General features: G+C 69.4%; 22 protein-coding genes. 13 read left to right on the top strand and 9 right to left on the bottom strand.

The window, feature by feature from the left end; translation table 11 throughout:
- Nucleotides 1-370: 370 nt before the first annotated feature.
- From AQJ54_RS40055 to AQJ54_RS40030, 6 genes are all read left to right on the top strand, one after another.
- Nucleotides 371-1483, top strand: coding sequence for a hypothetical protein (locus tag AQJ54_RS40055; protein WP_159055627.1), 1113 nt, complete (start codon nt 371-373; stop codon nt 1481-1483).
- 28 nt (nt 1484-1511) lie between these two features.
- Nucleotides 1512-1880: a hypothetical protein gene (locus AQJ54_RS40050; RefSeq protein WP_062246186.1), complete on the top strand. Its 369-nt coding sequence runs from the start codon at nt 1512-1514 to the stop codon at nt 1878-1880.
- Nucleotides 1881-2125: 245 nt separating this feature from the next.
- Nucleotides 2126-4705: a type II toxin-antitoxin system prevent-host-death family antitoxin gene (locus AQJ54_RS40045; RefSeq protein ID WP_248845557.1), complete on the top strand. Its 2580-nt coding sequence runs from the start codon at nt 2126-2128 to the stop codon at nt 4703-4705.
- Nucleotides 4705-5277, top strand: coding sequence for a hypothetical protein (locus AQJ54_RS40040; protein WP_062246184.1), 573 nt, complete (start codon nt 4705-4707; stop codon nt 5275-5277). The genes AQJ54_RS40045 and AQJ54_RS40040 overlap by 1 nt, the downstream gene beginning before the upstream one ends.
- A gap of 297 nt (nt 5278-5574) precedes the next feature.
- Nucleotides 5575-5781, top strand: a complete 207-nt coding sequence (locus AQJ54_RS40035) for a hypothetical protein (protein ID WP_159055626.1) — start codon at nt 5575-5577, stop codon at nt 5779-5781.
- Nucleotides 5782-5842: 61 nt separating this feature from the next.
- Entirely contained in the window at nt 5843-6574 is a 732-nt protein-coding gene (locus AQJ54_RS40030) for a helix-turn-helix domain-containing protein (protein WP_248845566.1), read from the top strand.
- Nucleotides 6575-6634: 60 nt separating this feature from the next.
- Here AQJ54_RS40030 and AQJ54_RS40025 read toward each other — a convergent pair whose 3' ends face one another.
- Nucleotides 6635-7963, bottom strand: coding sequence for a HEAT repeat domain-containing protein (locus AQJ54_RS40025; protein ID WP_062246180.1), 1329 nt, complete (start codon nt 7961-7963; stop codon nt 6635-6637).
- Between the two features lie 138 nt (nt 7964-8101).
- Between AQJ54_RS40025 and AQJ54_RS40020 the strand changes: the two genes are divergently transcribed.
- From AQJ54_RS40020 to AQJ54_RS39995, 5 genes are all read left to right on the top strand, one after another.
- Entirely contained in the window at nt 8102-8515 is a 414-nt protein-coding gene (locus tag AQJ54_RS40020; protein WP_062246313.1) for a hypothetical protein, read from the top strand.
- Between the two features lie 505 nt (nt 8516-9020).
- A complete protein-coding gene (locus AQJ54_RS40010; protein ID WP_062246176.1) occupies nt 9021-10076 on the top strand; it encodes a hypothetical protein in 1056 nt (351 codons plus the stop codon).
- A complete protein-coding gene (locus AQJ54_RS40005; RefSeq protein ID WP_062246174.1) occupies nt 10073-10891 on the top strand; it encodes a hypothetical protein in 819 nt (272 codons plus the stop codon). Before AQJ54_RS40010 ends, AQJ54_RS40005 begins: the two co-directional genes overlap by 4 nt.
- Entirely contained in the window at nt 10891-11457 is a 567-nt protein-coding gene (locus AQJ54_RS40000; RefSeq protein ID WP_062246173.1) for a hypothetical protein, read from the top strand. Before AQJ54_RS40005 ends, AQJ54_RS40000 begins: the two co-directional genes overlap by 1 nt.
- Nucleotides 11444-12229, top strand: coding sequence for a 3'-5' exonuclease (locus AQJ54_RS39995; protein WP_062246171.1), 786 nt, complete (start codon nt 11444-11446; stop codon nt 12227-12229). Before AQJ54_RS40000 ends, AQJ54_RS39995 begins: the two co-directional genes overlap by 14 nt.
- 19 nt (nt 12230-12248) lie before the next feature.
- Here the strand turns inward: AQJ54_RS39995 and AQJ54_RS47675 are convergent, their stop codons facing one another.
- Nucleotides 12249-12386 carry a hypothetical protein gene (locus tag AQJ54_RS47675; protein WP_346265486.1) on the bottom strand — a complete coding sequence of 46 codons (138 nt, stop codon included), beginning with the start codon at nt 12384-12386 and terminating at the stop codon, nt 12249-12251.
- 172 nt (nt 12387-12558) lie between these two features.
- Here AQJ54_RS47675 and ku point away from each other — a divergent pair, with 172 nt between their 5' ends.
- Nucleotides 12559-13479, top strand: a complete 921-nt coding sequence (gene ku / locus AQJ54_RS39985) for a non-homologous end joining protein Ku (RefSeq protein ID WP_062246169.1) — start codon at nt 12559-12561, stop codon at nt 13477-13479.
- 123 nt (nt 13480-13602) lie between these two features.
- On the top strand, nt 13603-14478 hold the full coding sequence (locus tag AQJ54_RS46505) for a hypothetical protein (protein WP_211278640.1): 876 nt from the start codon (nt 13603-13605) through the stop codon (nt 14476-14478).
- A 179-nt stretch (nt 14479-14657) separates the two neighbouring features.
- Here AQJ54_RS46505 and AQJ54_RS45905 read toward each other — a convergent pair whose 3' ends face one another.
- From AQJ54_RS45905 to AQJ54_RS39945, 7 genes are all read right to left on the bottom strand, one after another.
- Nucleotides 14658-14825 (bottom strand): hypothetical protein, encoded by a 168-nt coding sequence (locus AQJ54_RS45905; RefSeq protein ID WP_159055624.1) that lies wholly within the window; start codon nt 14823-14825, stop codon nt 14658-14660.
- Complete coding sequence (locus AQJ54_RS39970; RefSeq protein ID WP_159055623.1) at nt 14822-15235, bottom strand: hypothetical protein; 414 nt, start codon at nt 15233-15235, stop codon at nt 14822-14824. Before AQJ54_RS39970 ends, AQJ54_RS45905 begins: the two co-directional genes overlap by 4 nt.
- Nucleotides 15236-15396: 161 nt before the next feature.
- Nucleotides 15397-16194 carry a hypothetical protein gene (locus tag AQJ54_RS39965; RefSeq protein WP_062246303.1) on the bottom strand — a complete coding sequence of 266 codons (798 nt, stop codon included), beginning with the start codon at nt 16192-16194 and terminating at the stop codon, nt 15397-15399.
- Between the two features lie 284 nt (nt 16195-16478).
- Nucleotides 16479-17258, bottom strand: coding sequence for a hypothetical protein (locus tag AQJ54_RS39960; RefSeq protein WP_062246165.1), 780 nt, complete (start codon nt 17256-17258; stop codon nt 16479-16481).
- Nucleotides 17259-17340: 82 nt separating this feature from the next.
- Complete coding sequence (locus AQJ54_RS39955; protein WP_248845556.1) at nt 17341-18891, bottom strand: FG-GAP-like repeat-containing protein; 1551 nt, start codon at nt 18889-18891, stop codon at nt 17341-17343.
- Nucleotides 18888-20303: an integrin alpha gene (locus AQJ54_RS39950; protein ID WP_062246162.1), complete on the bottom strand. Its 1416-nt coding sequence runs from the start codon at nt 20301-20303 to the stop codon at nt 18888-18890. Before AQJ54_RS39950 ends, AQJ54_RS39955 begins: the two co-directional genes overlap by 4 nt.
- An 887-nt stretch (nt 20304-21190) precedes the next feature.
- Complete coding sequence (locus tag AQJ54_RS39945; protein ID WP_062246160.1) at nt 21191-21376, bottom strand: hypothetical protein; 186 nt, start codon at nt 21374-21376, stop codon at nt 21191-21193.
- Between the last annotated feature and the right edge of the window lie 1051 nt (nt 21377-22427).

Below are 22427 nucleotides of genomic sequence, written 5' to 3'. Positions count from 1 at the left end.
TTTCCGCAGTCCGCACCTCGCGCTTCCGCCCGCGGCGCTCGCCGAGTCCGGAGGCTGGCAAGTGTCCTGGCCACGCCACTGGTTCAGCCGAGTGCGGGCACTTTCGTACGCCGGCTACGGGGGCGGTCCGCCGACCGGTAGGCTGCTGGCAGTGGCCGTCGCATCGGCCCAAGCCAGCGGCCTGGCCCATGACTGGGGCGCATGACGGCAGAGGTGCCCGCGGGTCCCGTACAACGGGGCCCGGACTGTGCGCATCAGTGCGAGGCGAACATCAACTCCCAACGACCGTACAGCTGTTGAAGCCTTCCGCATGCTGCTCTTCGTCGCGCGCATCGGGTCATGGGGCCGGGGCGCGGGAAGCGAGAGCCGTATGACCAAGAGCCATGGCCGCAAGAGCCGGGCGAGGAACACGAGCCGGACCCGAGGGGCGGCGTTCGCCTCCGCCAACGCCGGCACCCTTCATCAGCACAGCAGCGGCCCGTCGGCCGCGGACCTTCAGCCGGCCGACCCCAAGCGGTGGGGCATCGACACCGCGCCGGACATGCGGACCGCGTCGGCGCTGATCGGCGCGTGTATGGAACGGTGCGCACCGTGCCAGCAGTTGCTGGCGGACAAGCTCCTCGACGAGGCCGCTGTCGTCCTCGCGGTGCTTGCCGGGTCCGTCTACACCCTGCACGCCGAGAGCGAGGCGGACGCGGGTGCCCAGGCATCCCGGGCCACGCAGGCCTTCTTCGGGCTCGTCAAGCAGGCCCGCGAATACCGGGATCCGGGGCATCTGCCTCCCGTGGTCGAGATGCTGCCCCGGGAGCACCGCGCGGAGCTCCTGGAGGACACGCTGGACCTGTGGACGTACTACGGGCACGTCGACGCCGCTCTGCTGCGCGAGCGGTACCCCAGCCCCAACGGTTTGTCGACGGTCACCGTGACTGTGGAGGGCAGCGATCCGCAGACAGGCCCGGGTGTGGTGGTCGACCTCTCCGCCCTCGCGCACCCTGCCGCGTACAGCGTGCGCACCGACATGACGCGGACGGGGTCCGGCCTGGTGCCGTCGGTGGCTCTGGTCCCGGAGTCTCCCGAGGCCGGCTACGACGACCTGCGTTGGCGCTGCGGCTGGGAGCCCTACATCTTCCAGGGGCTGCCCAGCGTGGATCCGGCCTGGGTGCTGAAGATCGACCGCACGGGCGGCGCGCTGCTGGGCGTCGTCCGCCTGCTGGACGCGACCCTGCTGCCCGAACGGCAGCCGTGGGAATGGCGCCAGAACGTGTACGACCGCATCCTGTGGCGCGCACCGGTGCCAGCCCCGGTGTCGGCATCCGCCGAGTGGCTGGAGGCCGCGCGCCGCCAGGACACGGTCCTGTTGTACGGCCCGCTCGACGCGGGCGCAGTTACGCCTGCTGAGTGGGAGGCGGGCGCAGCGACGCCTCCCGACTGGGAGCGGCTGGTGTCCGTCCACGCCTACTGCCGGTTCACCGACCGCATGTGATCAGCCCCCTCCGAGGAGAACCGGATCAATGACCGAGAACATCGAACAGCACGCGGAGGGCGCGGCCCGCTCCCTCGTCGAACTCGTCCGCGCCCTTCAGGACCGCGGTATCGAGCGCCCGGTGGAGGCGTACCGGGTTCACAGCTATCTCACCCGCTGCGCCGGCGAGTTGCGGACCGCCGTCGAGTTGATCGAGGCCTCCGTGCAGCAATTGCAGAACCGGGGTCGGCTGATGAGCGACTCCCGGGGCGAACCGTTTGATGACGTCCTGCAGCGCTTCACGGAGTCCTCCGCCGCGGCGAAGGACCTCGTGGGTGCGCTCCACGGCAGGCTGAACACGGCCTACTCCGCCATTGGGCACGTCGCGTACAAGGACGGCCCCGAGGAGCAGGAGTGACGACGGGAAGCTGAGTCCGCTGGTTCGGCGGGTGATCATCTGCGGACGGTGCGGAGCGGAGGCCGGGGCCGGCGATCCCGGCCTTCCTGCTCTCCGCTACCGATCGGACGCGGACCTCCGACCCGTCAACCCACACAGCAGGGAAACCAACAATGAGTGAAAACTACTCTGGAAAATAGTGACTATTCGAAATAACAGGGTGGATTCAGCTATGCTGATGGGTAGTTGAGTCTCGGGGAGGGTGAGTGAGTCAGTCGCCACAGGAAGAGGGCGCGATCAACGCGACCACGGCGCGGAACACGCTGTACGCGCTCGTGAAGCTCGTCGAAGACGAGGGGCGCGCCACGGTGATCACCAAGCACAAGGTGCGCGCTCTGCTGGCGCCACTGGACCGGTTTCCGGCAGCCCGGAAGATCGGTGCCTTCCCGGCTCACGTGCTGAGTACGGCGCAGAGGGACTTCGGCGACCTTGTCGCGCTGGCGTCCCAGGGCCAGCCGCAGGTGCTCCTGCGGAACACCACTCCGGTCGCGGTGCTGCTCCCCGCCGACCCCTCTCCTGATGTCCCCTCGTCCGACACGGCCGCGCACCCCGGCGCGGCGACCGCAGGAGGTGCGGTGAACAGCCAAGGCAGCCAGGACCGCGGCGGCATTCCCCGCAGGCTCGCCACGCTCGGCGACGCGATCGGTTCCGTCCTCACCGACGGGCCTTCCGGCGGTCCCACCTTCGGGCTGGCGGGCCTGGACGCTGCCACGGGCGGTCTGCAGCGGGGCAAGCTGACGCTGGTGGCCGCTCGTCCGAGTGTCGGCGGGAGCCTGTTGGGGCTGGCGGCCGCACGGACGACGGCGCTTGTCGACCACCACGTGGTTCTGTACGCGGCCTCGGGGCCGAACCGGGACGACATCTTCCGCCGGATCATCTCCGCCGAAACCGGCGGCGAGTACGCGCGTCTGAAGCAGGGCCGCCTGACCGAGCATGAACAGCAGGTAGCCCGTGAACTGGTCCAGGCCGGGGACCTGCTGATGATCGATGACGGTAGTGATCTGCGGGCCGAGGACATCGCGGACACCGCCCCGCACATGCAGGGCCTGGCCCTCGTGGTCGTGGACCGTCTACAGGCCGCCCACAGCGCCCGTCTGCCGCTGTCCGGTGACCGTCTCCCGGACGCCTCCCAGGTCCTGGCCACTCTCGCGCGGACGCTGCACGTGCCGGTCCTCGCCATCGTGGACAGCGACGATCCCGCACTCCTGGCCCTGCTGGACGCCGACATCACACTGACCCTCATCCCGACCGACGACCCCGCACGGGTCCAGGTGACCGTCGCGGAACGCGACTTCGGCACCATCGGCTCCGCGCACCTGAAGCCCGACCTGGTCCACGCCCGCTTCCTCGACGCCGGAACCGCGCCCGCCGATCGCGCCGACAGCCCAGCAAGCCCGGGGCCCGCGGCGATCGCCGGTGCCACAGCCGCACGCGAGCTGGCCGAAGCCGCCCTTCCCTACACGTCCGGCGGGCAGCAGGGGATCCCCGCCGCCCTCACCCACGAGCTCGCCGCGTGGCGGACCGCGGTCGCGGGCGGCGACCACGAGGCCCTGAAGGAGATCCTGCCCTCGCTCCTCCAGGCCGCCGCCACGGTCTCCCAGTGGCCGGACACCCCTGAGGGGCACCGTCTCGCCGCCGCCCTGCGCCCCTACGGCATGCCCGAGTCCGCCGACACCACCCCAGCGGCCGGACAGTCGCCCGCTACCGGTGCCGCCGGTACCGCTGGCCGGACCCCGGCGGACAACCAGCAGGCGACGGCCGACGTGGTCGAGGACGAGGAAGACGACGAGGACGAGGACCCCCTGACGCCGGAGGATGAGGAGGACGAGCCCGAGGGCCACGTCTTCCCCGCCCTGAAGATCCTCAAGGACTCCGTCGGCCGGTCGAAGATGCACCCGATCCGCGTCATCCGCAAAGAGGAGCGCGACCACGGCCCCTGGCCGCTGATCAGCGAGCACATGGACGGCGAGCCCCGCTGGGTCCACCCCGACGTCACCGCCACCCGCGTGCCCCACATCCGGGCGAACGGCAGGCGCGTGCGCCGCGACCAGATCGAGGTACCCGACTCGTTCGGAGAGGGCGTGTTGTGCCTGATCGACCGCAATGGCTCCTTCCCCTCGGCCTGTTCGGCGGTCCCGCTCGCCCCGAACAAGCTCCTGCACACCGGCCCCCTCGACGCCTACGACAAGACGCAGGCCGGCATCTATCTCATCGACATCCCCGAGTGGCCCCGCACCGACGTGCCGCACCCCCTGGGCCGGATCATCGACCGTCCCGACGAGGACGGCCGGGTGTGGGTCACCACCCCTCACATCAAGCAGCTGGAGAAGCTCGTCCGGGACGACCACCTCGGCGCCATGCCGACCATCTACGACTCCTGGACTGGGAAGTACAACGAGTCCCTCTTCAAAACCTTCTACGAGGCCACCCGCAAGGCCCGCACCGAGCTCGTCCAGATCGGCGGCGACCCCTACAAGGCCTACAAGACCCGCCTGTCCATCGCGCTGCGCCTGCTGTGGCCCAAACGTCCCTCCCAGCGCTCCCCGTTCTGGCGGCCGGACTGGCGCATGAGCATGGTCGCCGAGGCCTCCGTCCGGCACTGGACCGTCGCGTTCAAAGCCGTCCAGGAAGGCCACACCCTCATCGCACTGCGCAACGTCGACCAGGCCATCTTCTGGACCCCACCCGGCACCCCGCCCTCCACCTACCGGATCGGGACCGGCTTCGGCGAAGTCAAAGCGAAGTTCGTCCAAGCGGGCGAGACCATCCTCGAAGGTGACGACTGATGGCAGGCCCCACCGGACGCGGCACCTCCCTCGGCGCTGCCCTCAACGACCTCCTGCGCTCCCAGGTCACCCCACGCCACCGCCTGTCGTCCTACAGCGCCAAGCACTGGCACGCCCAGCTCTCCCAGCTCACCGCGACCCACCGCGGCCAGCAGGCCCTCGCCGACGCCGGCCTGAACGTCACGACCAAGACCCTCATCAACTGGCTGTCCGACGCCGAGTACAACATCCGCCGCACCTACCGCGACCTCATCCACACCGCCTACGAGAACGTCGCCATCGTCCCCGCCGAACCGCTCCCCGACCACATCACAGACGGCCAGTACGAGATCAGCGGCGTTGTCAAAACCGGCGATGACGTACGTACGCGCGGCACCGTGGACGCCGCGCCTCTGCGGATCGACGGTAGCCGGGGCAACTGGGGCGCGATTGAGGAACTCTGGCTCGCCGGCGAACTGACCGACGACGAGTTCGAGGACCACTTCATCGACGACGTCATCGTCGAGGACATCGGCGAAGGGACTGACGGCTGGGAGTTCACCGGCGCCTCGTACTCCGTCGAAGTCAGGTAGCAGCACGCGGCAACTGGGACGAAGTTGGAGCCAACTCTCCCTTACGGAAGTCTGGTTCCGGGCGGTCAGCACGCCGCTGGCGGGGCTGTGCAGCAACAGCCCGAGCCGTACAGACTGCCCGGATCCCGATCACGCACGGGGCGGCATGCCGAACCGCTCCGGTATCCGGATTCGCCATGTCAGCTGCAGGGTGTCGGCCGTCGTGGCCGCGCCTCCTGGATTTGGAGGGCTATGTCCCAGAAAAACGCTGCGCCGCAAGACCCAGCGGCTCCGGCGCGCTTCGGTATGCCTCAGGCCATGGTGGTCCTGGGCTTCGTCGCGGCCGCTGTCGTGCTGCGCCTGGTCGCGGGCATGAGCTTGCGCGACTCCGTCACCCTGCTGGCCGCCGCCGGCGCGGTTGCGGTCGCTGTGCTGCTCACTGTCGCCTTCCCTAGCGGCAGCAGGAAACGCGGTCTGCTGCGGCGCCTGTTGAACGCCGCGCTGACGCCCGGTTCTGGCAGCTGACGGGCGGTCGATGATGGCACGTCCGGAATCGCCGGTCGACTACACGGTGCCAGCCTTGGGCATGCTCGCCGAGTACCTGCGCCGACTGCGAATCTCGGCAGGCCTTTCGTACGGCGAACTCGCCGTACGAAGCAAATGCTCAGCTGCCCACCTCAAGCGGGCCGCCAGCGGCAGGACCTTGCCCGCCCGCCCGGTGATGCTCGCGTACGTGCGGGGATGTACGGGGGACTCCAGGCATTGCATGTACACCGAGCTCATCTACGGACGAGCTGTGAGAGCTGTTGAGCAGGCCAAGCGGGACTTCCGCCGGTCCGGTGTCCAGCCCGACCTGCAGAGCGTCGGAGACGTCGCTGGTCTCAGCCACGCGCTGCGTAACGCCTGGGCGCAGGAGGGCCGCCCGGAGTCTCGGACGATGGCGCTGTCCTCACGGTGGTTGCCGCGCAGCACCGCCAACGCCATTACCACCGGCCGCGTTCCCCGAGACCTCCGGCAGTACGTCGCCTTCCTGCAAGCCTGCGGGATCGACGACGAGTCGCTGGCGCCCTGGTTCCGCGCCTGGTTCAGGGTATTCGGTCGGTTGTCCGCCCGTGACGCGGCGACCACACTGCAAACCTTGCAGGCAAGCTACGACGCTCTGTTTACCTACCTCGTCGTGTACCTGGAAGATGCCTCGCCTTCCGAAGAAGACCGGCAACGCCTGGTGGACATCATGCAAGAGATCGCTTGGGGATCCGACTGGACGGTGACTCCCCCCAACGTCGCCCAGCTCATCGGGCACGCGCCAAGGCCTTGAGCGAGGGGGAGCCCGGCCGTGGGAGGGGCCCTGGAGCTGTGACCGAGATGGCAGGCAAGCTCAGTGGTTGCGAAATGGCTCCCAGGGGTCCGGGAGGGGGGAGCTCGGGTCCTCCCCTTCGGTGGACAGTCCGACGTAGGCGCGGAGAGCGGGGCGGGTGCCGGGTAGACCGTACTGGGTGAACCGCTCGTGGAGGTCGGAGCCGAACGGCAGCGATTGGAAGTCCTCGGCGGTGAGCAGCTCGGCCAGGGCTCTCAGCAACTCCCGGCGTCCAGACGAGAGTTCAGCGAAGGCCGGTGCGGTGTCCGCGGGGTCGAACAGGGCTTCCAGCAGGTTCGCGGTGCGGGCTGCCAGCGGGTGGGGCACGACTCCGGTCTTCTCGAGATGGGACAGGGCGCGGACGATGTCCCGTATTACCCCGTTCGGGTCCTCGGCGAAGCCCATCAGGAGCTGCAGGCTGCGGACGGTGTAGCTGTGCAGGTCGCCGGCGTGGTGGGCGGTGGCGGACTCGGGGGCTGCTCCGGCGCCGAAGGCTGCCAGCTCGGCGGCGATGCGCTCCACCGGCGGCATGCCGGACTCGGCGACCGGGTGCGCGACGAGCAGGCGGGTCAGTGCGGTGGCGGCGGCCCAGCGCGGCAAGGGGTGCTCGTGGTCGAGGTGGTGCCGGAGTTGGCCGTCCGGGTCGTGGTCGGCGAGCAGCCCGACCGCGACGAGGACCGTGGCAAGGCAGACGGGGTCCCGCTCGCCGTCGAGGCAGGCCAGAAGCGGGGGCAGGGTGGCGGCGGCCTCCTCGGGGAACCAGCCGAGGAGGTACGCGGTCTTGGCGCGGATCTCCGGGTCCTGGTCGCCGAGCAGTTCGAGCAGGACGGGCAGCTGGGCGCGGACCGCGTCATAGGAGCGCAGCGCACCCTCGCGGGCATCGACGGGGTGCCCGGCCGCGCAGTACGCCCGCCCCTCGCGCAAGCCTTTCAGCTGCTCCTCGTCGGTCTCGGCGGCTATTTGCGCGTCGTACCAGCGCAGAGTGTCTTCCGGGCTGATGGCCGCGGCGCGCCAGGCGGCGGTGTTGATGCCGAGCGGGAGGTCGTATTCGTCGTGCCAGTCGACGGCCAGCCGGGTCAGCAGCCTCAGGGCGTCGACTCGGGCGCCGGCCGGGCCTGCGACAGCGATCCGGGTGAGGAACGGCACGGCGTACGGAGAGGCCGAGTACCGGGTGCCCTGGTGGAAGATGTTGCCGAACAGGCTCCGGAAGGCGTTCTCCCGGGCCTCCTGGGCAGGTCCACACAGCGTCCGGAGCTGGCCAGGCACGTCCTCGGCGCTGCCGTAGGCGTGGCCCAGGGCTGCCCAGTTGATGTCGTCCAGCCCTGCCAGGAGATCGTCGGATCGCTTCATGATCCGTATGCTCGCAGGCAGCACTGACACCGATCCCGCACACGAGTCTTCTGCTTCAGCCCTGTGGGCAAGAGAGCCGTGCGCCGCCTCGCCCAGGGGGGTGAAGTCGGCCGTTCGGGGACCGACGAGAATGGCGTCATGAATCCGACAACCCGCTTAACTGCACTGGCCTGCCTCGGAAGTGCCGCGTTCCTGGCCGGCTGCACCACGGTCGGCGCCCCGAGCCCAGGTCGCTCATCCGTCACGCCTGGTCCCACGATCACCTCTACCGTCGCGCCCGATGCCGCAGTCCGGGTGGCCGCGCGCTACCGCAAGTCCGGCGGAGAGAAAGATGTGTACGGGATACAGCGGAGCTCCGATCCGGACGGCGTGCCCCTGCTGATTGTGTGGACGCACGATCCGGACCAAGACGCCGAGATCTTCGATGACCTCAAGGGGTCCATCACGGGGTATTTGGAGCGGGAGGAAGGGCTTTCGCTGAGGCGGGGCTATTTGATGGACGTCTTTGGCCCGGACGGCGCGCTCCAGCACCGCCTCGACGCCCGCCAGTAGGTCTAACACGGGCTCCGGTGTTGGGCCCGGCCGTGTCGGCGTGGCCTCGTCGGTGGGGCAGGGTTGCCCTTATGTCCGAGGATTTCGTTGACTCCGCAGCCACTTCCGCGGGGGACCCTTTGTGCGGGTTGCGGGGGCGCATCCTGCACCTTGCCATGTGCCTGCGTGCCGTTGAGCAGCAGTGCTCGGGGTTGCGGCGGGAGCGATGGGGGTACGCCGCGGCGAACGCGGAGGCGGCTGCGACGGTTGAGCACCCCATGGCGAAGCGCTGGCTCTGGGCAACGGCCTGTGACTACGCGCGGCGTGCGGCGCACACTGGCGCCGAGGCGCCGGTTCACCCTCGGAGGTGATCTTCCCGCGCGCGGAGTTGATGCCATGCGCGCAAGATGACGCCCTTGCGCCGCCCCAACCGGATCATCACTCAAAGTAGGCGAGTCGCGAATGTGGCTACTCTCCGTGCCCGGCTGCTCAGTGTGGGTGGCCTTCCCACACGGAGCGCATGAGGATGACCACGCCGTCCCCGTCGTTTTGGACAAAGCCCCAAGCGGACGAAGCAGGCTGTACGCCGGCGGAGTTCGAGGAGATCGTACGCATCGTCACTCGCGGCTCCACCACAGGCCGCGAGTTCCGGGCCACGCGCTTCGCGGTCGGCGACTGGCTCGTGGCGAAGTACGGGCCGCCGGCGAAGCCCGGCTCCCGCTACGTCACCGAGGCGCAGCTCGATGTGCTCACCGCGCGGCTCGAGTGGTCGCCCCACACACTGCGTAAATGCCGCCTGCTGGCCCATCGGTGGAAGCCGCAGCAGCGCCAGCCCGTCCTGGACTCCAAGGTGTACGTCTCGTTCACCACGCTGTACCAGGTTGTCCTCGGCGGTGGCCCGGGCGACTTTGACCAGGAGCAGTTCGCTGAGAAGGTCGCCGTTCTACGCGGCTTGATGGATCTGGCCGAGCAGAACGACGTCCTCGAAGTCACAGAGGCCGACTACCTCAGGGCCGTCCGCAAGGCAATCCCGCCCAGCCGCCGCCCCGGTGCCCAGTCCGAACGCAAGGCGCTCACCACCACAGTCCATCAGTTCGAAGCCCATCAGCCCGAGGTCCGCGAGGCGATCCTCGGCGCAGTCAGGGCCGATGACGATGCGACCCGCGCCGTCACCGCCGCCTACCTCGTCCAGCGTCCCGCACTGGCCCGCGCCGTGCTGCGCGAGGACCCCGAACTGCTTCAGGCGACGGCGCACGCAGCGGCCCTGCACGAAGCGGACGAGGCTTCGGACGAAGAGCCGGGAGAGGCCGTCTTCCGTGAGCTCGTCCAGGTCCTCGGGGGCACCCGGCCCAGCGACGAACTGCTACTGGCCGAATGGCGGCAGGACTTCGCCCGTGCTGTCGGTCGCTTCAACGCCTTCGTCACCGACTGGTACCCCGCCGACAAGGTCGCCGCCGACGCCGACGACGACCTTGTCCGGCTTGTCACCTACCTCGCCGACGACGTGGCCCAGTGGGCTGCCACCATCACCCACGCGCGCAGGCCCGGCGGCCTGCGCCTCGTAGAGAGCACGACCGCATGACCAACGACGTTCCCGGCGACAACGCGCCGTTCTTTTTTGACCGCTACCCGCCCGACACCGCTCACTGGCTGGCCGGCATCTGCGATCAGGCCAGCGCGAAAACGGGCGACAGCCCCTACGAGTTTCGCAAGATCATGGGCGAGCTGATCCTCATGAACCTGCGTGACGGCATCGGCCACGCCTTCCGGGTGGCCGAGCAGTACCTTGCCCCGAACGCGCCCGCCGGCAAGTACCTCGAGCAGCAGTACCAGAAGTACGACCAGGCCCGCTCTGCGGTCATCGTGACCGGCCCGGACACCACCGACGCCGAGACCGGCACGGGCGATGCCCAGGACAGCACGCCGGGCCCCACGCCACCCGGCACAGACGATCAGGACACGACGGGCACGAGCAGCCCCGGACCGGCCACCGGGAAGGCGGGCACTACCGTGACGGTCACCGGAGGCTGCGGCACCGGCCGCACCACACAGGACGACCAGAACACCGGCATCGGCCACCAGGGGACCCTCTTCATCGTCCACTGGTCCGACTTCAGGGCCAGCATCCCCGCACGCCGTACCAAAGCCAGGACCGAGCACCGACGCCTCTACGACATTCAGTCGGACGCGTCCCGGCAGATGCGCGTCCAGCAGGACGAGCTGGACTTCCTCGACCGCGCCGAGGCAGCCGACGCCGTACTGGAAGACCTGATCAACACGTACCGCACCGAAACGAGCATCGCCGGAGTGCTGCGCGCCGCCGGCCGGTCACCGGAGGACCTCGGTCTCACCACGGACACGGTGACTTGGCTGGACACCCAGCTCAAGGCGGTCTAGTGCCCTCCCACACCAGGTGCCCCAAGTGCGGGGCCCACCTCGGCCCCTCCCGCGTACGCGGCGAGGGGCCCTGGAACCAAGGCTGGCGTGCCGGGCTGAGCAGCAACCAGCAGTTCGTTCCGCGCGGCGACTTGGAAGGCGACGTCCTGACTCCGTGCGGGCACATCGTGGAGCTGCAGTACGGGCACCTGTCCCGCGTCGATATCGAACTGCGCGAGCGCGTCTACGGCACGATGGTCTGGCTCTTCGACGCCTGCGACGCCCACCGAAGCGGTCGCCTGCGCCTCGCCATGACACCCGGGCGAGAACACGTCAACTTCGCCTGGAGCAGGCCCCGCGAGACCCTCGACGCCTGCCGCCGCCCGGTCCACCTCGACCTCGGGGAGTCACAGCAGGCCGACGGCCTGCACCTGGTCCTGCGGATCAACCGCTGCCATCCCAAACAACCCGGTCGCCTCTCGGGCAGCGGCGTCCTCTACACCGCCGAGGCCTTCCACAACTGGATGGCGCACGGCCTGCCCCTGACCCCTTTCGTCTCCAAGGCCCCTGCGCATGCTTTCGCCTGACCTCACACCCAGCCTGGGCCATCTGTTCACCCGCACCATCGACACCAGAGCCGTCTGCTTCGTCCGGCCCGGCGACACCGACCGGCCGACCTGGGCGCTCTACGAAGATGCCCGCTACCTCGGCACCGTCCACGCCCAGTTCGACTCCGGCCGGAACTGGCACGTCCAGACACTCCGGGAACAGCACACCCACTTGGACGACGCCGTCCGCGCGCTGCGGCGCCCCGCCTCCTGGCGGACGGAGCACGAACGGGTCCGGCGGTGGGTCCACGGCATCCTCGCCGACCCCCGCCTGGTCGTGCTCGACGTGCAGACCACCGCGCTCACCGAACCGTGGGCGGTGCAGATCGGCGTGACGGACCGCCACGGCACCGTGCTCTTCAACGAACACCTCAACCCGCTCGCCGACATCGCCCCCGCGGCGACCGCACTGCACGGCATCACCCGCCAGCAGGTCGCAGACGCGCCATCCTTCGCCGCGATTGCACATCACCTCGGCCAGCTCCTGCACCACCGCCGCTGCCTCATCTATAACGCAGCCTTCGACCATGGCGTCCTGGAGCGCGAGCTGCGGCGATACTTCCGCAGTACCGCGCATGCCCGGGCATGGCTCGGGCAGTGCACATGGGTGGACGCGATGCGGCCATACGCCGCATGGAAAGGGTTGTGGTCGGCCCGGCGCCACTCTTATCGCTTTCAGCCCCTGGGCGGCAGCTACGAGGCAGTCACCAACTGCCGACTCTTGCTGAGCACGCTCGATCAGGTCAGGTGAAAGGCAGCCATCCGGGGCATCACGAACCCCACTCTTCAGGGCCGATCCCACGCCACTCGATCAGCGCCGACTGCTCCACCCACACGTCGTCGACGTCGTCCAGGCCCGCCTGGCGCAGGAACTCGACGACATCGATCACCCGGTACGCCAGCCCCACGAACCGATCGTCTACGCGGACGCGGCGGCCGCCGTCCGAACCGGGCGGTTAGATCACCACTGGCTGAGGCGTGGCCATGCCACCAGCGTGCGCCCCGGGATGCCGGCGCGCATGCGGGACAGGAGTGGCACTCGTAGGCTGATGGGGCTCGGGGTCGTCGCGGAGGTCAGCCATGCCCCGAACCGTGTGGAGCGGCGCCATCTCGTTTGGCCTGGTCACGGTACCAATCCACGTGGTGAGTGCCACCGAGAACCACTCGATCGCGTTCCACCAGTACCACCTCGAAGACATGGGCCGGGTGCGGGTCAAGAAGGTGTGTGAGCTCGAGGACCGCGAGCTGGCCAACGCGGAGATCGGCAAGGGCTACGAGTACGCCCGCGACCAGGTCGTCGCGATCACAGACGAGGACCTCAGCAACCTCCCGCTGCCCACCGCGAAGGCGATCGAAGTCGCCGCGTTCGTGCCCCTGGAGTCCATCGACCCGCTCCGCATCGGCGACGGCTACTACCTCACCCCCGACGGCGCTGTCGCAGCCAAGCCCTACAAACTCCTCGTCCAGGCCCTCGGCCGCTCCTCGAAGGTGGCCGTCGCCAAGTACGCGTGGTCCGGAAGGGAGAGGCTCGGGCTGATGCGGGTGCGCGGGGACGTGCTCGTGCTGCACGCCATGCGCTGGCCGGACGAGGTCCGCTCCCCGGCCGAGCTGTTCCCGCCGGCCGTCGAACTGGACGAGGACGAGATCGAGGGCGCCCTGGCGCTCATGGACTCCATGACCCGCGACGACCTGGACGGCGACGACCTCCGCGACACCTACACGGAGGCCCTGGCGAAGGTGATCGAGGCGAAGCGGGAGGACAAGCCTCTGCCCGCCGAACCCGAGCAGGAAGCGCCGCAGGGGCAGGTGCTGGACCTGATGGCCGCGTTGCAGGAGTCCGTACAGAAGGCCAAGGCCTCCCGCGGCGAGGACGCCGAGGTACACGAACTCCCGAAGAAGACCAACGCCAAGAAGACGGCGAAGAAGCAGCCGGCCAAGAAGACGGCCGCGAAGAAGACCACGGCGAAGAAGACGACCGGGCGCAGGCCGCGCAGCGCCTAGTAGTGCTTCCTTGCGTACCTCTCGCCCGCCGCTACCGGCGCGCGCCCCGCATGGCGGTTCCACGCGTACGTCGGACGCGACTGCACCTTGATCCTTTCGGTTCCGAGCCTGTTGAATCAGCGGATGACTGAGACCGGTGTGGACCTTGGCACTGTCAACGCGCCCTCCGGGATGCTCGTGCTGGGGATGGCGGGCTGGATCGACTACTGGCCGCAGGTCGGGGGACCGCTGTCCGAGCGTGCCCGGGCCGCGATAGCCGCCGGCGGCGGCCACCTGCACGGACCTGACGGCACCGAGCCATCGGCTTGGATGTGCGAGGCGATCGCCGTAGCCGCAGCCGCCGACCGGCCCCTGCAGGTACGGGCCCGGACCTCACCTTCACCCTTCGACGGGGCACCGACGATCGCCGTCCTGGAGGTAGAGCTCGGCCTGCCCTGGCCCGGCCCCGATGCGGGCGAGCCCCTGCAATTCGGAGACCTGCCGGTCGACCGGTGCGGCATGGTCCTCGGCGACGCCCGGGCGCTGGACGGTTTCACCGGCCTGGGCGGCCCGTCCACCGACGGCCTGGCGGACGTCACCTACTGGGGAAAGTACGAAGACACCGTCCATGCCGAGTTCGGCGGCGACCGCATCCCGCAGCACTCCAGCGGACACGGCCCACGCGGATGGCTCGACCTCCCGCTCGAGGAGGCCGAAGCCGTCGCCGAACGGCTGCGGACCTGGATGCGCGAAGGGCCCGGCAAGGGCCTGATGGTCGCCGTCGACCCTCACACCGACTTCCACCGGTTCACCCGGGCCGGATGGAGCCACCCTCTGCTCGCCGGCACCATCGACTTCGACGCCTGCCAAGTCCTCGGCCTGGGCTGGGATCCCGGGGATCACTCCATGCGCCACCACGGAGAGCGGGCCTACGGTCAGGTCTACCCCGCCACCCTCGAAGCCCGCGCAGGCGAGGCGGTGCTGCGCTGGACCATCCCGCCGTACGAGCCGGACCGGTGAACAGCACTCCGACTGCAAGGATCCGGTCGGTCAGGGAACTGAACGCCGGTTGTTGTCCCGCCCTGGAGATCGCGGACCTACCGCCGAGGTCTGTCAGCTCGACCTCGTCGTCGGGGGACCGGTGCACGGCGCGACGGCCAGCCGGTGTCTGACGGCCCAGCAGGATGCGACGGACACCGTCAGGGACCGGGGGGCATGTCCTTGGTGAAGATGCGCCCTGTCTCGTCGACCCATGCCTGGACGCGCTGTGTCTGGTCGCGGGAGGCGACACCGCTGATGCCGACCGCCGCTCCGGTCGCTCCGACCGCACCGCCGGCGGTGACCGCGGCCGTACCCCCGGTGATCATGGCTGCGCCAGCTGCGGGATGCCGATGATGGCACCGATGATCGTGAGGGTCAGAACCAAGCCCAGAATGATCACGCAGATGCCGCCGAGCACGCCCAGGATGCCAGCCCCGCCGACCGCTGCGCCGGCTGCGACGCCAGTCGCGCCCACACCGGCGGCCGCCGCCCTGTTGGGGCGCTGCACCTGGGCGAGGAGGACGGCGCCAGGCATGCGGTGGACCTCGGTCCACCCGCGCGCCGTCATGGCGCCGACAAACCGCGTCAGCTCCGCTTCCCGCTGCCCGGGATCGATGGGCCCGCCGTAGCCGGGGAACACCTCCCGGGCCGGAACGCTGGCACCCCACTGGGGTGTCCTCCAGTCCGCCGTGGTGTGCACCGGCGGCAGCTGGTGCTTGTGTGTGCGGTCGCTCATGGCTCTGCTCTCTGCCTGGACCACCTCACCTCCCATTACACACCTGTCCTAGGAAGTCGGCCTGGCAGCGCGGACTCTTCGCCCTCACCGTGGGGCGGGGGAGCGAGCCCGTCCCGCCAGAGGTGAGATGGTCGACGATCGGGCCGTCTGCACGCGATTACTCAGAGCGTGAGCACCGGTCGCGTGGAGAAGTCTTCGTACATGTCCTCTCCGTCTGGTCCGTACACGAACTCGGCCATGTCGGGGTTGCGGTTGGCTGTCGCCAAGGGGAGCCAGGCCAGCAGGTGGCCGTAGCCGCCGCACACCGACTCGCCCCCGTCGCCGCCGTGGACGGCGGTGACATCGCTGGTCAGCTCGGCGCGGTAGGTGTCGTAGGCGATGTGCAGACCGAAGGCGTTCAGCTGGTTGTGGGGGCCGGTGTCGTCCCCGTAGGGGATGCGGTCGAGGGGACAGTCGTCGCCCCAGCGGAACAGGGTGTCCGCCCCGGCGCCGCAGGCGTGTTCCCACTCGTCTGAGCTCGGCATGCGCAGACCACGCAGGGAGAGGGCGGCCGGCATGTCCGCTGGAGGTTCGGTCAGGTTCTCGTCCTCCACGGCCATGAGGACGGTGGCCAGGTCAACGCTGCGGCGAGCGCTGAGGATCCGCTCGAGGTGGCTCCGCAGATCTGGCCCGTAGCCGTAGCCCTGTTCCAGGCTCCCGGCGTAGTCTGCGGCCTGCTGCGCGGTCGGCTGCCAGGTGTTGAGGTCCAAGCCCACGCACACGCGGCCTCCGGGTATCAGGGCGAACTCCTGCCCGTCCCGTTCGATTCGGACGCGGTGAAGTGAAGCGCCGAGGTGTTCCGTGGCCTCGACGAGCGATACCCGGCCGCCGACGTGGGCAGCGGCATCCTGGGCGATCCGCCGGGCGGTGACCTCGTCGAAGGTCCGCCACAGGTCGAGAGTGAGATCAGCGAGCGACATGGCCGGCAGTGTGGCACGCGGCACTGACACCAGCGCGAAGAGACGGCCCAGTCGTGCCACCCCCGCGCGCATTGCCGGCGTGCCTGGGTCCGGCAGGCCGTCTTCATCACGAAGACACCGGCCCCAGGCGGAGCGGAGGCAAGGGCCGGCACGACTCAGTTGTGCGGCACCCTGGTGCCACTTCATCGGGCGTTGACCATGGCACGTCCAGGGCTCGCTTCCCTGCGGTCCTACCTCGATGGCCGTCACGAGAGGGCCCCGGGAACGACCCCTTCAGGCGGGTTTTACGTCACGTCGACGTAGTCGCCGGCGGCGTTGATGGCCGGGGTGGTCGTGGTGCCGGGGAAGGAGTAGCGGTAGTAGCCGTCGGCGGTGGCTTTGACGGTGGTCTTCAACTCGCCGGTGCTGCTGGTGGTGACGGTCTTGAGGGTGGTGTAGGTGCTGCTGTTTTTGGGCCGGTACTGGAGTTTCACGCGTTGGCCGCTGTAGCCGGCGTACTTGCGGGTGTCCCAGTTGGCGCGGGAGAGCTTGCCGGTGACGGTGAGGGTCTTGCCCTTCTTCACCGGCTCGGGGGCCGCGTTCGCGGTCAGCTGGGACCTTCGCTGGACGTTGACGGTCGCCCAGGAGTCGATGGTGGTCTGGACGCGGTCCTTGGAGAAGGCGCTGGCGTAGATGTGCCAGGTGCCGGCCTTCGCGTTGGACAGGGCGTTGGTCATGTCGCGGGTGTCGGCCATGACCTGGAAGTTCATGGTGCAGGTGGTGGTCGTGGAGCTGTCGGCATGGCAGTTGGGGGCGTCGTAGGAGATTGCGCCCGTGCGGTCGTCGAAGGAGGGGCCGCGCCACAGCTGCACGTCTGCCACGATCACGCCGGACGGATCAGTGGCGGTGACCTGGGCGCTGAACTTGGTGACGGTGGTGGGGCCGACCACGATGTTCTTGCCCTTGTTGACCACGACCTTGGTGATGACCGGTTGGCCGTCGGCGTGCGCCGGAACACCTGTCCCAGCGGTCAGCAGCAGGGCGGCGGACGTGGTCCCGGCCATCGCCGCAGCACGTATACGCATGTGAGTCCCAGTCAGAACAGGGGGCCGGTACGGCAATGCAGTGCGTGAGCGGCCCGCGAGAGTCAGAGAGCAGATCGGCCCGTCAGGTGGTGGACTGGGCTCCCGGCAGGGCCGCACCGAAGTCGATGTCGGCGTACCTGCGCTTGAGTCCGGCGCCGGTTCCGCCCGTGGCCGTGGAGCCGCTGGTCATGGGCCCGGCCGCGGATCCCCTGGCGGTCCACAGCAGACCGTCGGAGTTTTCGCCGGGCGCGCCCACCATGACCTCGGCTTTGCCGTCCTTGGTGACGTCGACGAGGTGGGTGGCGGCGCCGAATCTGTCGCCGCTCTCGGCGGCCCCGGGCACGCCAGTGGTGTTCTGGGTGTAGCCCTTCGCTCCGGCCGTGGTGAGACCGGAGGCCGATCCGCGCAACAGGGTCGCACTGCCCGCGTAGTGGGCGGACCCCATGGCCTCTCCCGGAGTGCCGACGAGGACGTCGGCGTACGTGTCGCCGTTGGTGTCCCCGACGGCGAGGGAGATCCCGAACAGGTCGCCGTCCTCGCCGGCGCCGGGCACGCCCGCGGTGTCCTGGTGGATGGTCTGGGGCTTCTGCGTGGGGTTGATGCCCTGCGCGCTGCCGTAGAGCACCTGGATCTCGCCGCCGCGGTGGGCGGGGGTGGCCCCGGACGTGAGGGAGGCGTCGTAGGGCACTCCGGTGACCAGGTCACCGTAGCCGTCGCCGTTGATGTCGCCGATCTGTCCGGACAGACCGTCGGCGAGCGGCAGTTCGGTGTAGCGGCCGTCGTCGCCCTCGGCGTAGACGGGTCCGCTCACGTCCCCGTCGGTGGGGCCGGGCAGCCAGAAGCGCTCGGCGCGTCCGTCGCCGTCGACGTCCCCCATGACGACACCGCGGTTGGTCCCGAGTTCGTTGACGAAGTGCCGCTGCGCGGCGCCGCCGGTACGGGTGAACGGCCCGGTGTAGGTGGTGGCGCCACAGTTGCCGGTGACCGAGAGGTCGGGTGCACCGTCACCGGTGACGTCACCTACGGCCAGACCGGCCGCGAAACCGCAGCCCTCGTCGAGCCCGGTGGGCGGGGAGATGGAGGCTCCGCCCTTGAGGCCGGTCGGGCCTCCCCACACCACGGTCAGCGAGCCGACGCCTCCCATGGTGCCGGCGGACTCGGAGGGTGTGCCGACGAGCAGGTCGGCGTAGCCGTCGCGGTCGAGGTCGGCCGACGTGACGGCCGTGCCGAACCCGTCCCATTCCTCCGGCGTTCCGGGTACCCCGGTGGTGGCCTGGGTGATGACCGTGCGGCGGGCGGCCGAGACTCCGCTCGCCGAGCCGTACAGCACGACGACCGCACCCGCGGCGTCCACCGTGCCGTCGGCCGCTCCGGGCGCTCCGACGGCCAGGTCACGGTAGCCGTCACCGTTGAAGTCATCCTGGACGGCGGCGGTGTTGGCGCCGCGGTAGGGCGCGGCGGCGGCCGCCGCGCCGGCCGGCAGGACGACCGCGGTCAGTGTGGTGGTCGCGCTGACGGCGATCGCGGCGCTCAGGAAGCGGGAGGAGAATCCGCGGGAGGTGCGGACCTGCGGGGGGTGCGGCATGACGGCTCCGGGTTCGGGGGCGTGCGGGGCGGGGCGGAGGCGGGTCACGGGCCGGTCACCACGCTTCCGAGGCGGGCGGCGCCTGCGGAGCCGAGGCCCGCGCCGCCAGTGCCGACGTTGACGGAGGCGGCCGCGGTGACCGACGCGGCCGAGCCGCGCAGTGACCACAGCGCACCCGCGCCGCCGTTCTCACCGGAGGCGGCGACGACGAGGTCGCCGTAGCCGTCCTTGTTCGTGTCGACGATCCGCACGGCCGACCCGAAGGCGTCGCCGGTTTCCGAACTGCCTGCCACACCCGCGGTGTTCTGCGTCCAGACGCGAGCGTGTGCGACATCCAGCAGTCCGGCCGTGCCGCGTACGACGGTGACCGCGCCGCTCGCGCCGTTCTCGCCCGGGGCTCCGATCACGAGGTCGGCGCGACCGTCCTTGTCGGTGTCGCCGATCGCGACGGAGGCACCGAAGCGGTCCTTCGCCTCACCGGCACCGGGCACGCCCGCCGTGTCCTGCGTGATGGTCTGGACCCGGCTGGGCGAGCCCGAGGAGCCGGCGTCGTAATAGACGGTGACCTCGCCGCCGAGGGAGGCGTCCGGGCTCTGCGAAGGGTCCTCGGGGTTGCCGATGACGAGATCGGGGGAGCCGTTGCCGTCCAGGTCCCCCACCGCGGACGTGGTGCCCGCGGGCAGGTCGCCGCCCTCGAAGCCGGCCGGGTCCGCGAAGCGGGTGCCGGGGTCGTCACCCGTCCCGTCGTAGCCCCAGCCGCCGTCCCCGACGCCCCGGCCGTGGACGATCAGGCGGTCGTCGTCGGTGTTCGGCAGATCTATCGCCGTCAACGCGACGATGCCGTAGGCCGGGTTGAACGCGAAGCCGTTGCCCGAAGTCCCGGACTGCGCCGTCAGGTCGGCCGGTACGAAGGCGACTTCGGCGTCGTTGGCACCCACGGCGATCGACAGCTTGCCGTCGTTGACCGGGTTGAGGCCGTTGTAGGTGCCCACGGCCAGCGTCCGCCCGTACGCGTCGTGGGACGACGGCCAGGGGTCTTGGACCGGCTTCGCCTTCGTCAGGCCCGAGGACGTGCCGTAAACGACGGTGACCGAGCCTCCGCCGTCGTCGCCCGCGACGTCCTCGCCGGGTGAACCGACGACGAGGTCGCTGTAACCGTCCCGGTTCAGGTCGGAGACGACGACGGCCGCGCCGAAGAGGTCACCGGCCTCGGCCGCGCCCGGGATGCCGGTGGAGTTCTGTGTGAGCACGGTGCGCCGGGAGGGATCGATGCCGTGCGCGGTGCCGTAGAGCACCAGCACGGCACCGGCCTTCGCGCGCCCTGCCACGGTGGCGTTCGGGGCGGAGACGACCACGTCGCGGTACCCGTCCTTGTTCACGTCGCCCGGTGTGCCGACGGCAGCCTCGGCGCTCGCCATGGCCAGGGGGGTGAGGCCGGAGGCCAGCAGAGTCGCAGACATCAGCAGAGTGCGTTTACGCACGGGCTACTCCAGGGAGCGTGCAGCGGAACGTGACATGGCGCTGTCATGGACAGTGCTCGCAAGACTCCTGGGGTGATCAAAGGGTTGTGCGGGTGGGCGATGTTTTTCCGGCCGGGCACAGGAGCTCCGTACCGGCTACGGGGACCACGGCACTGCCCGGTGGGGCGTGCAGCGCGTGCGCCGGTCTCATGGGTTGGGGCGGGCCGTCGACCGGGAAGGTCCGCTACGACAATCTTGGGGCGGCGGTCGCCCAGGTGGGGCTTCACCCGGCATCGCGTCGAGGCCGAGCGCTGAACGGCATTCGGCTCCCACTGCGAATGGGAAGCCCTCCACTGCCGGCCCGGAAGCCGCGGCGCCCATGGAAGGGCGGGGTCGAGGGGCAGATCGGCCGTTTCGGCGGCTGGGACTTCACCCTCGGCCTCGGTCGTAGCCCCAATCAGCGAGCAGGGCATCAGGGCGCCGGCGCGGGTGGCCGACGACACCGGCTACTGCCGTGACCTTGTCGAGCAAGTGCGGCAGTTCGGGGACGTCGTTGCGGTTGCCGCCGGTCAGCGACACCGCGACGGGATGCCCTAGCCGTCGGTGAGGACGCGGTGCCTGCTGCCCGGACGTGCGCGGTCCACTGCGCTGGGACCGCTTCCGAGCCCCTGCGGGCCGCCCGGACTGAGAGGAATTGATCACCACCCGCGACGAGTCGCGTTTCTTCGCCGCCCGCAGCTTCTTCAGCGGTGGTCGCGAGGAACACCAGCGACAAGACGGTGGGCCCGGACAGTGGCTTCGAGGGCTGGAATCTGAGCTGGGTTGACTGAAGGGTGGCCGTCACGCCCGTGACTACGAACGGCTGATCCAGCACTCGGAATCCTCGATTACCTGGGCCGCGCTCGGATCGGCCGGCGACGGCGGAACAACGTGCTCACCTTTGCCTCACCACAGACGACGTTGCCGTGCTGGTGGCGCAGCGCGGCAGCGAACGCCGCGTGCTCGGGCACGCGGTCTGTGAACAGGTCGGTCGCCGTGTACTCCGGATCGAAGATCCGGTCCAGCTCGCTCATGATCCCCCCGAGTCCCCCGGGCTCAGACGCAGTCAGACGTCAGAGTCCCGGCCGTCTACCGAGTATCTGCCATGCGAGTCGTCCACCGTCGACTGTTCATGAACCTTGCTTGGAGGGCCAACCTCTACCGCACACGAACCCGCCCAAAGCGGGTAGTAAGCGTGCCGTCTTGCCCAGGTGGTCGAGTCGGTGGCTTGCGCGGGCTTCGCGGCCTCGGTCTTGCGGCTATAGCAGAGTGCAGCTCTTGTCGGCTCATATGGGAAACCACTGGGTGGTTCGCTCGCTTCGCGTGCGGCGTTGTGTAGCTGTGCAGGTGGTGGACAGCATCAACGGTGCTGAGTCTCGGGTGGTTACGACCGTGACGACTTCAATGAAGAGGCGTGGCTGATCGAGTGGGTGGTGCGGGTACCTCCGCTTGAGAGTGGGCATGCTCGAGGCTGGCAGGGGTGCTGTTCTGTGGTGCGGCGACGTGAGGGCTGAGTGAGTGGTCACCTTGGCGGGTGGGAGCACCAGTTGGTCGTTCGACGGTCGTCGGACTGCCCTCTGAGTGGTGGCGTCACGGTTGCACCCGGCATCCCTCTTTTTTAAGAAGAGCGCGGGCAAACAGTCCTCTGACCTGGTGTTTTGCGGGTCCGGGAGTGCTCTCGGGAGCACATTTGAGGGTCGGAAATGTCAACCTGGCGGGCACATCAAAGTCCGAAACTCAAGCAGTGCTTGATTCTTGCCCGGGTGCATCCCCGTGGGGAACGTCGCAGGTCACAGGCATGGTCGCCCGGCGTGAGGGTGCTGGGGGAGTGAGAGGTTGACCGAGGGAATGTGCCTCCATTGCGACACATGAAATCAAGCTGTGGTTGATTTCTGCTGCGGGCTCGTCCTGAATCTCAAGCTGCAGTTGATTCTCCGACCGCCCGATGCGAGAGACACCTCTTCGAGATACCATCCGGCGCGCCGCTGCAGCAAAAGACAAGTCCTGGTTGATATTTGGGCTAGTCTCTGGATCGCCTGAGTAACGAAGGAGGTCCTGTGACATCTGATCCACCAGCACGCCGAC

The organism is Streptomyces griseorubiginosus (assembly GCF_001514195.1).
GTDB classification, from domain to species: domain Bacteria; phylum Actinomycetota; class Actinomycetes; order Streptomycetales; family Streptomycetaceae; genus Streptomyces; species Streptomyces griseorubiginosus.
Note: the sequence above shows the minus strand (reverse complement) of the source record. Positions and strands in the feature narration are given on the sequence as shown.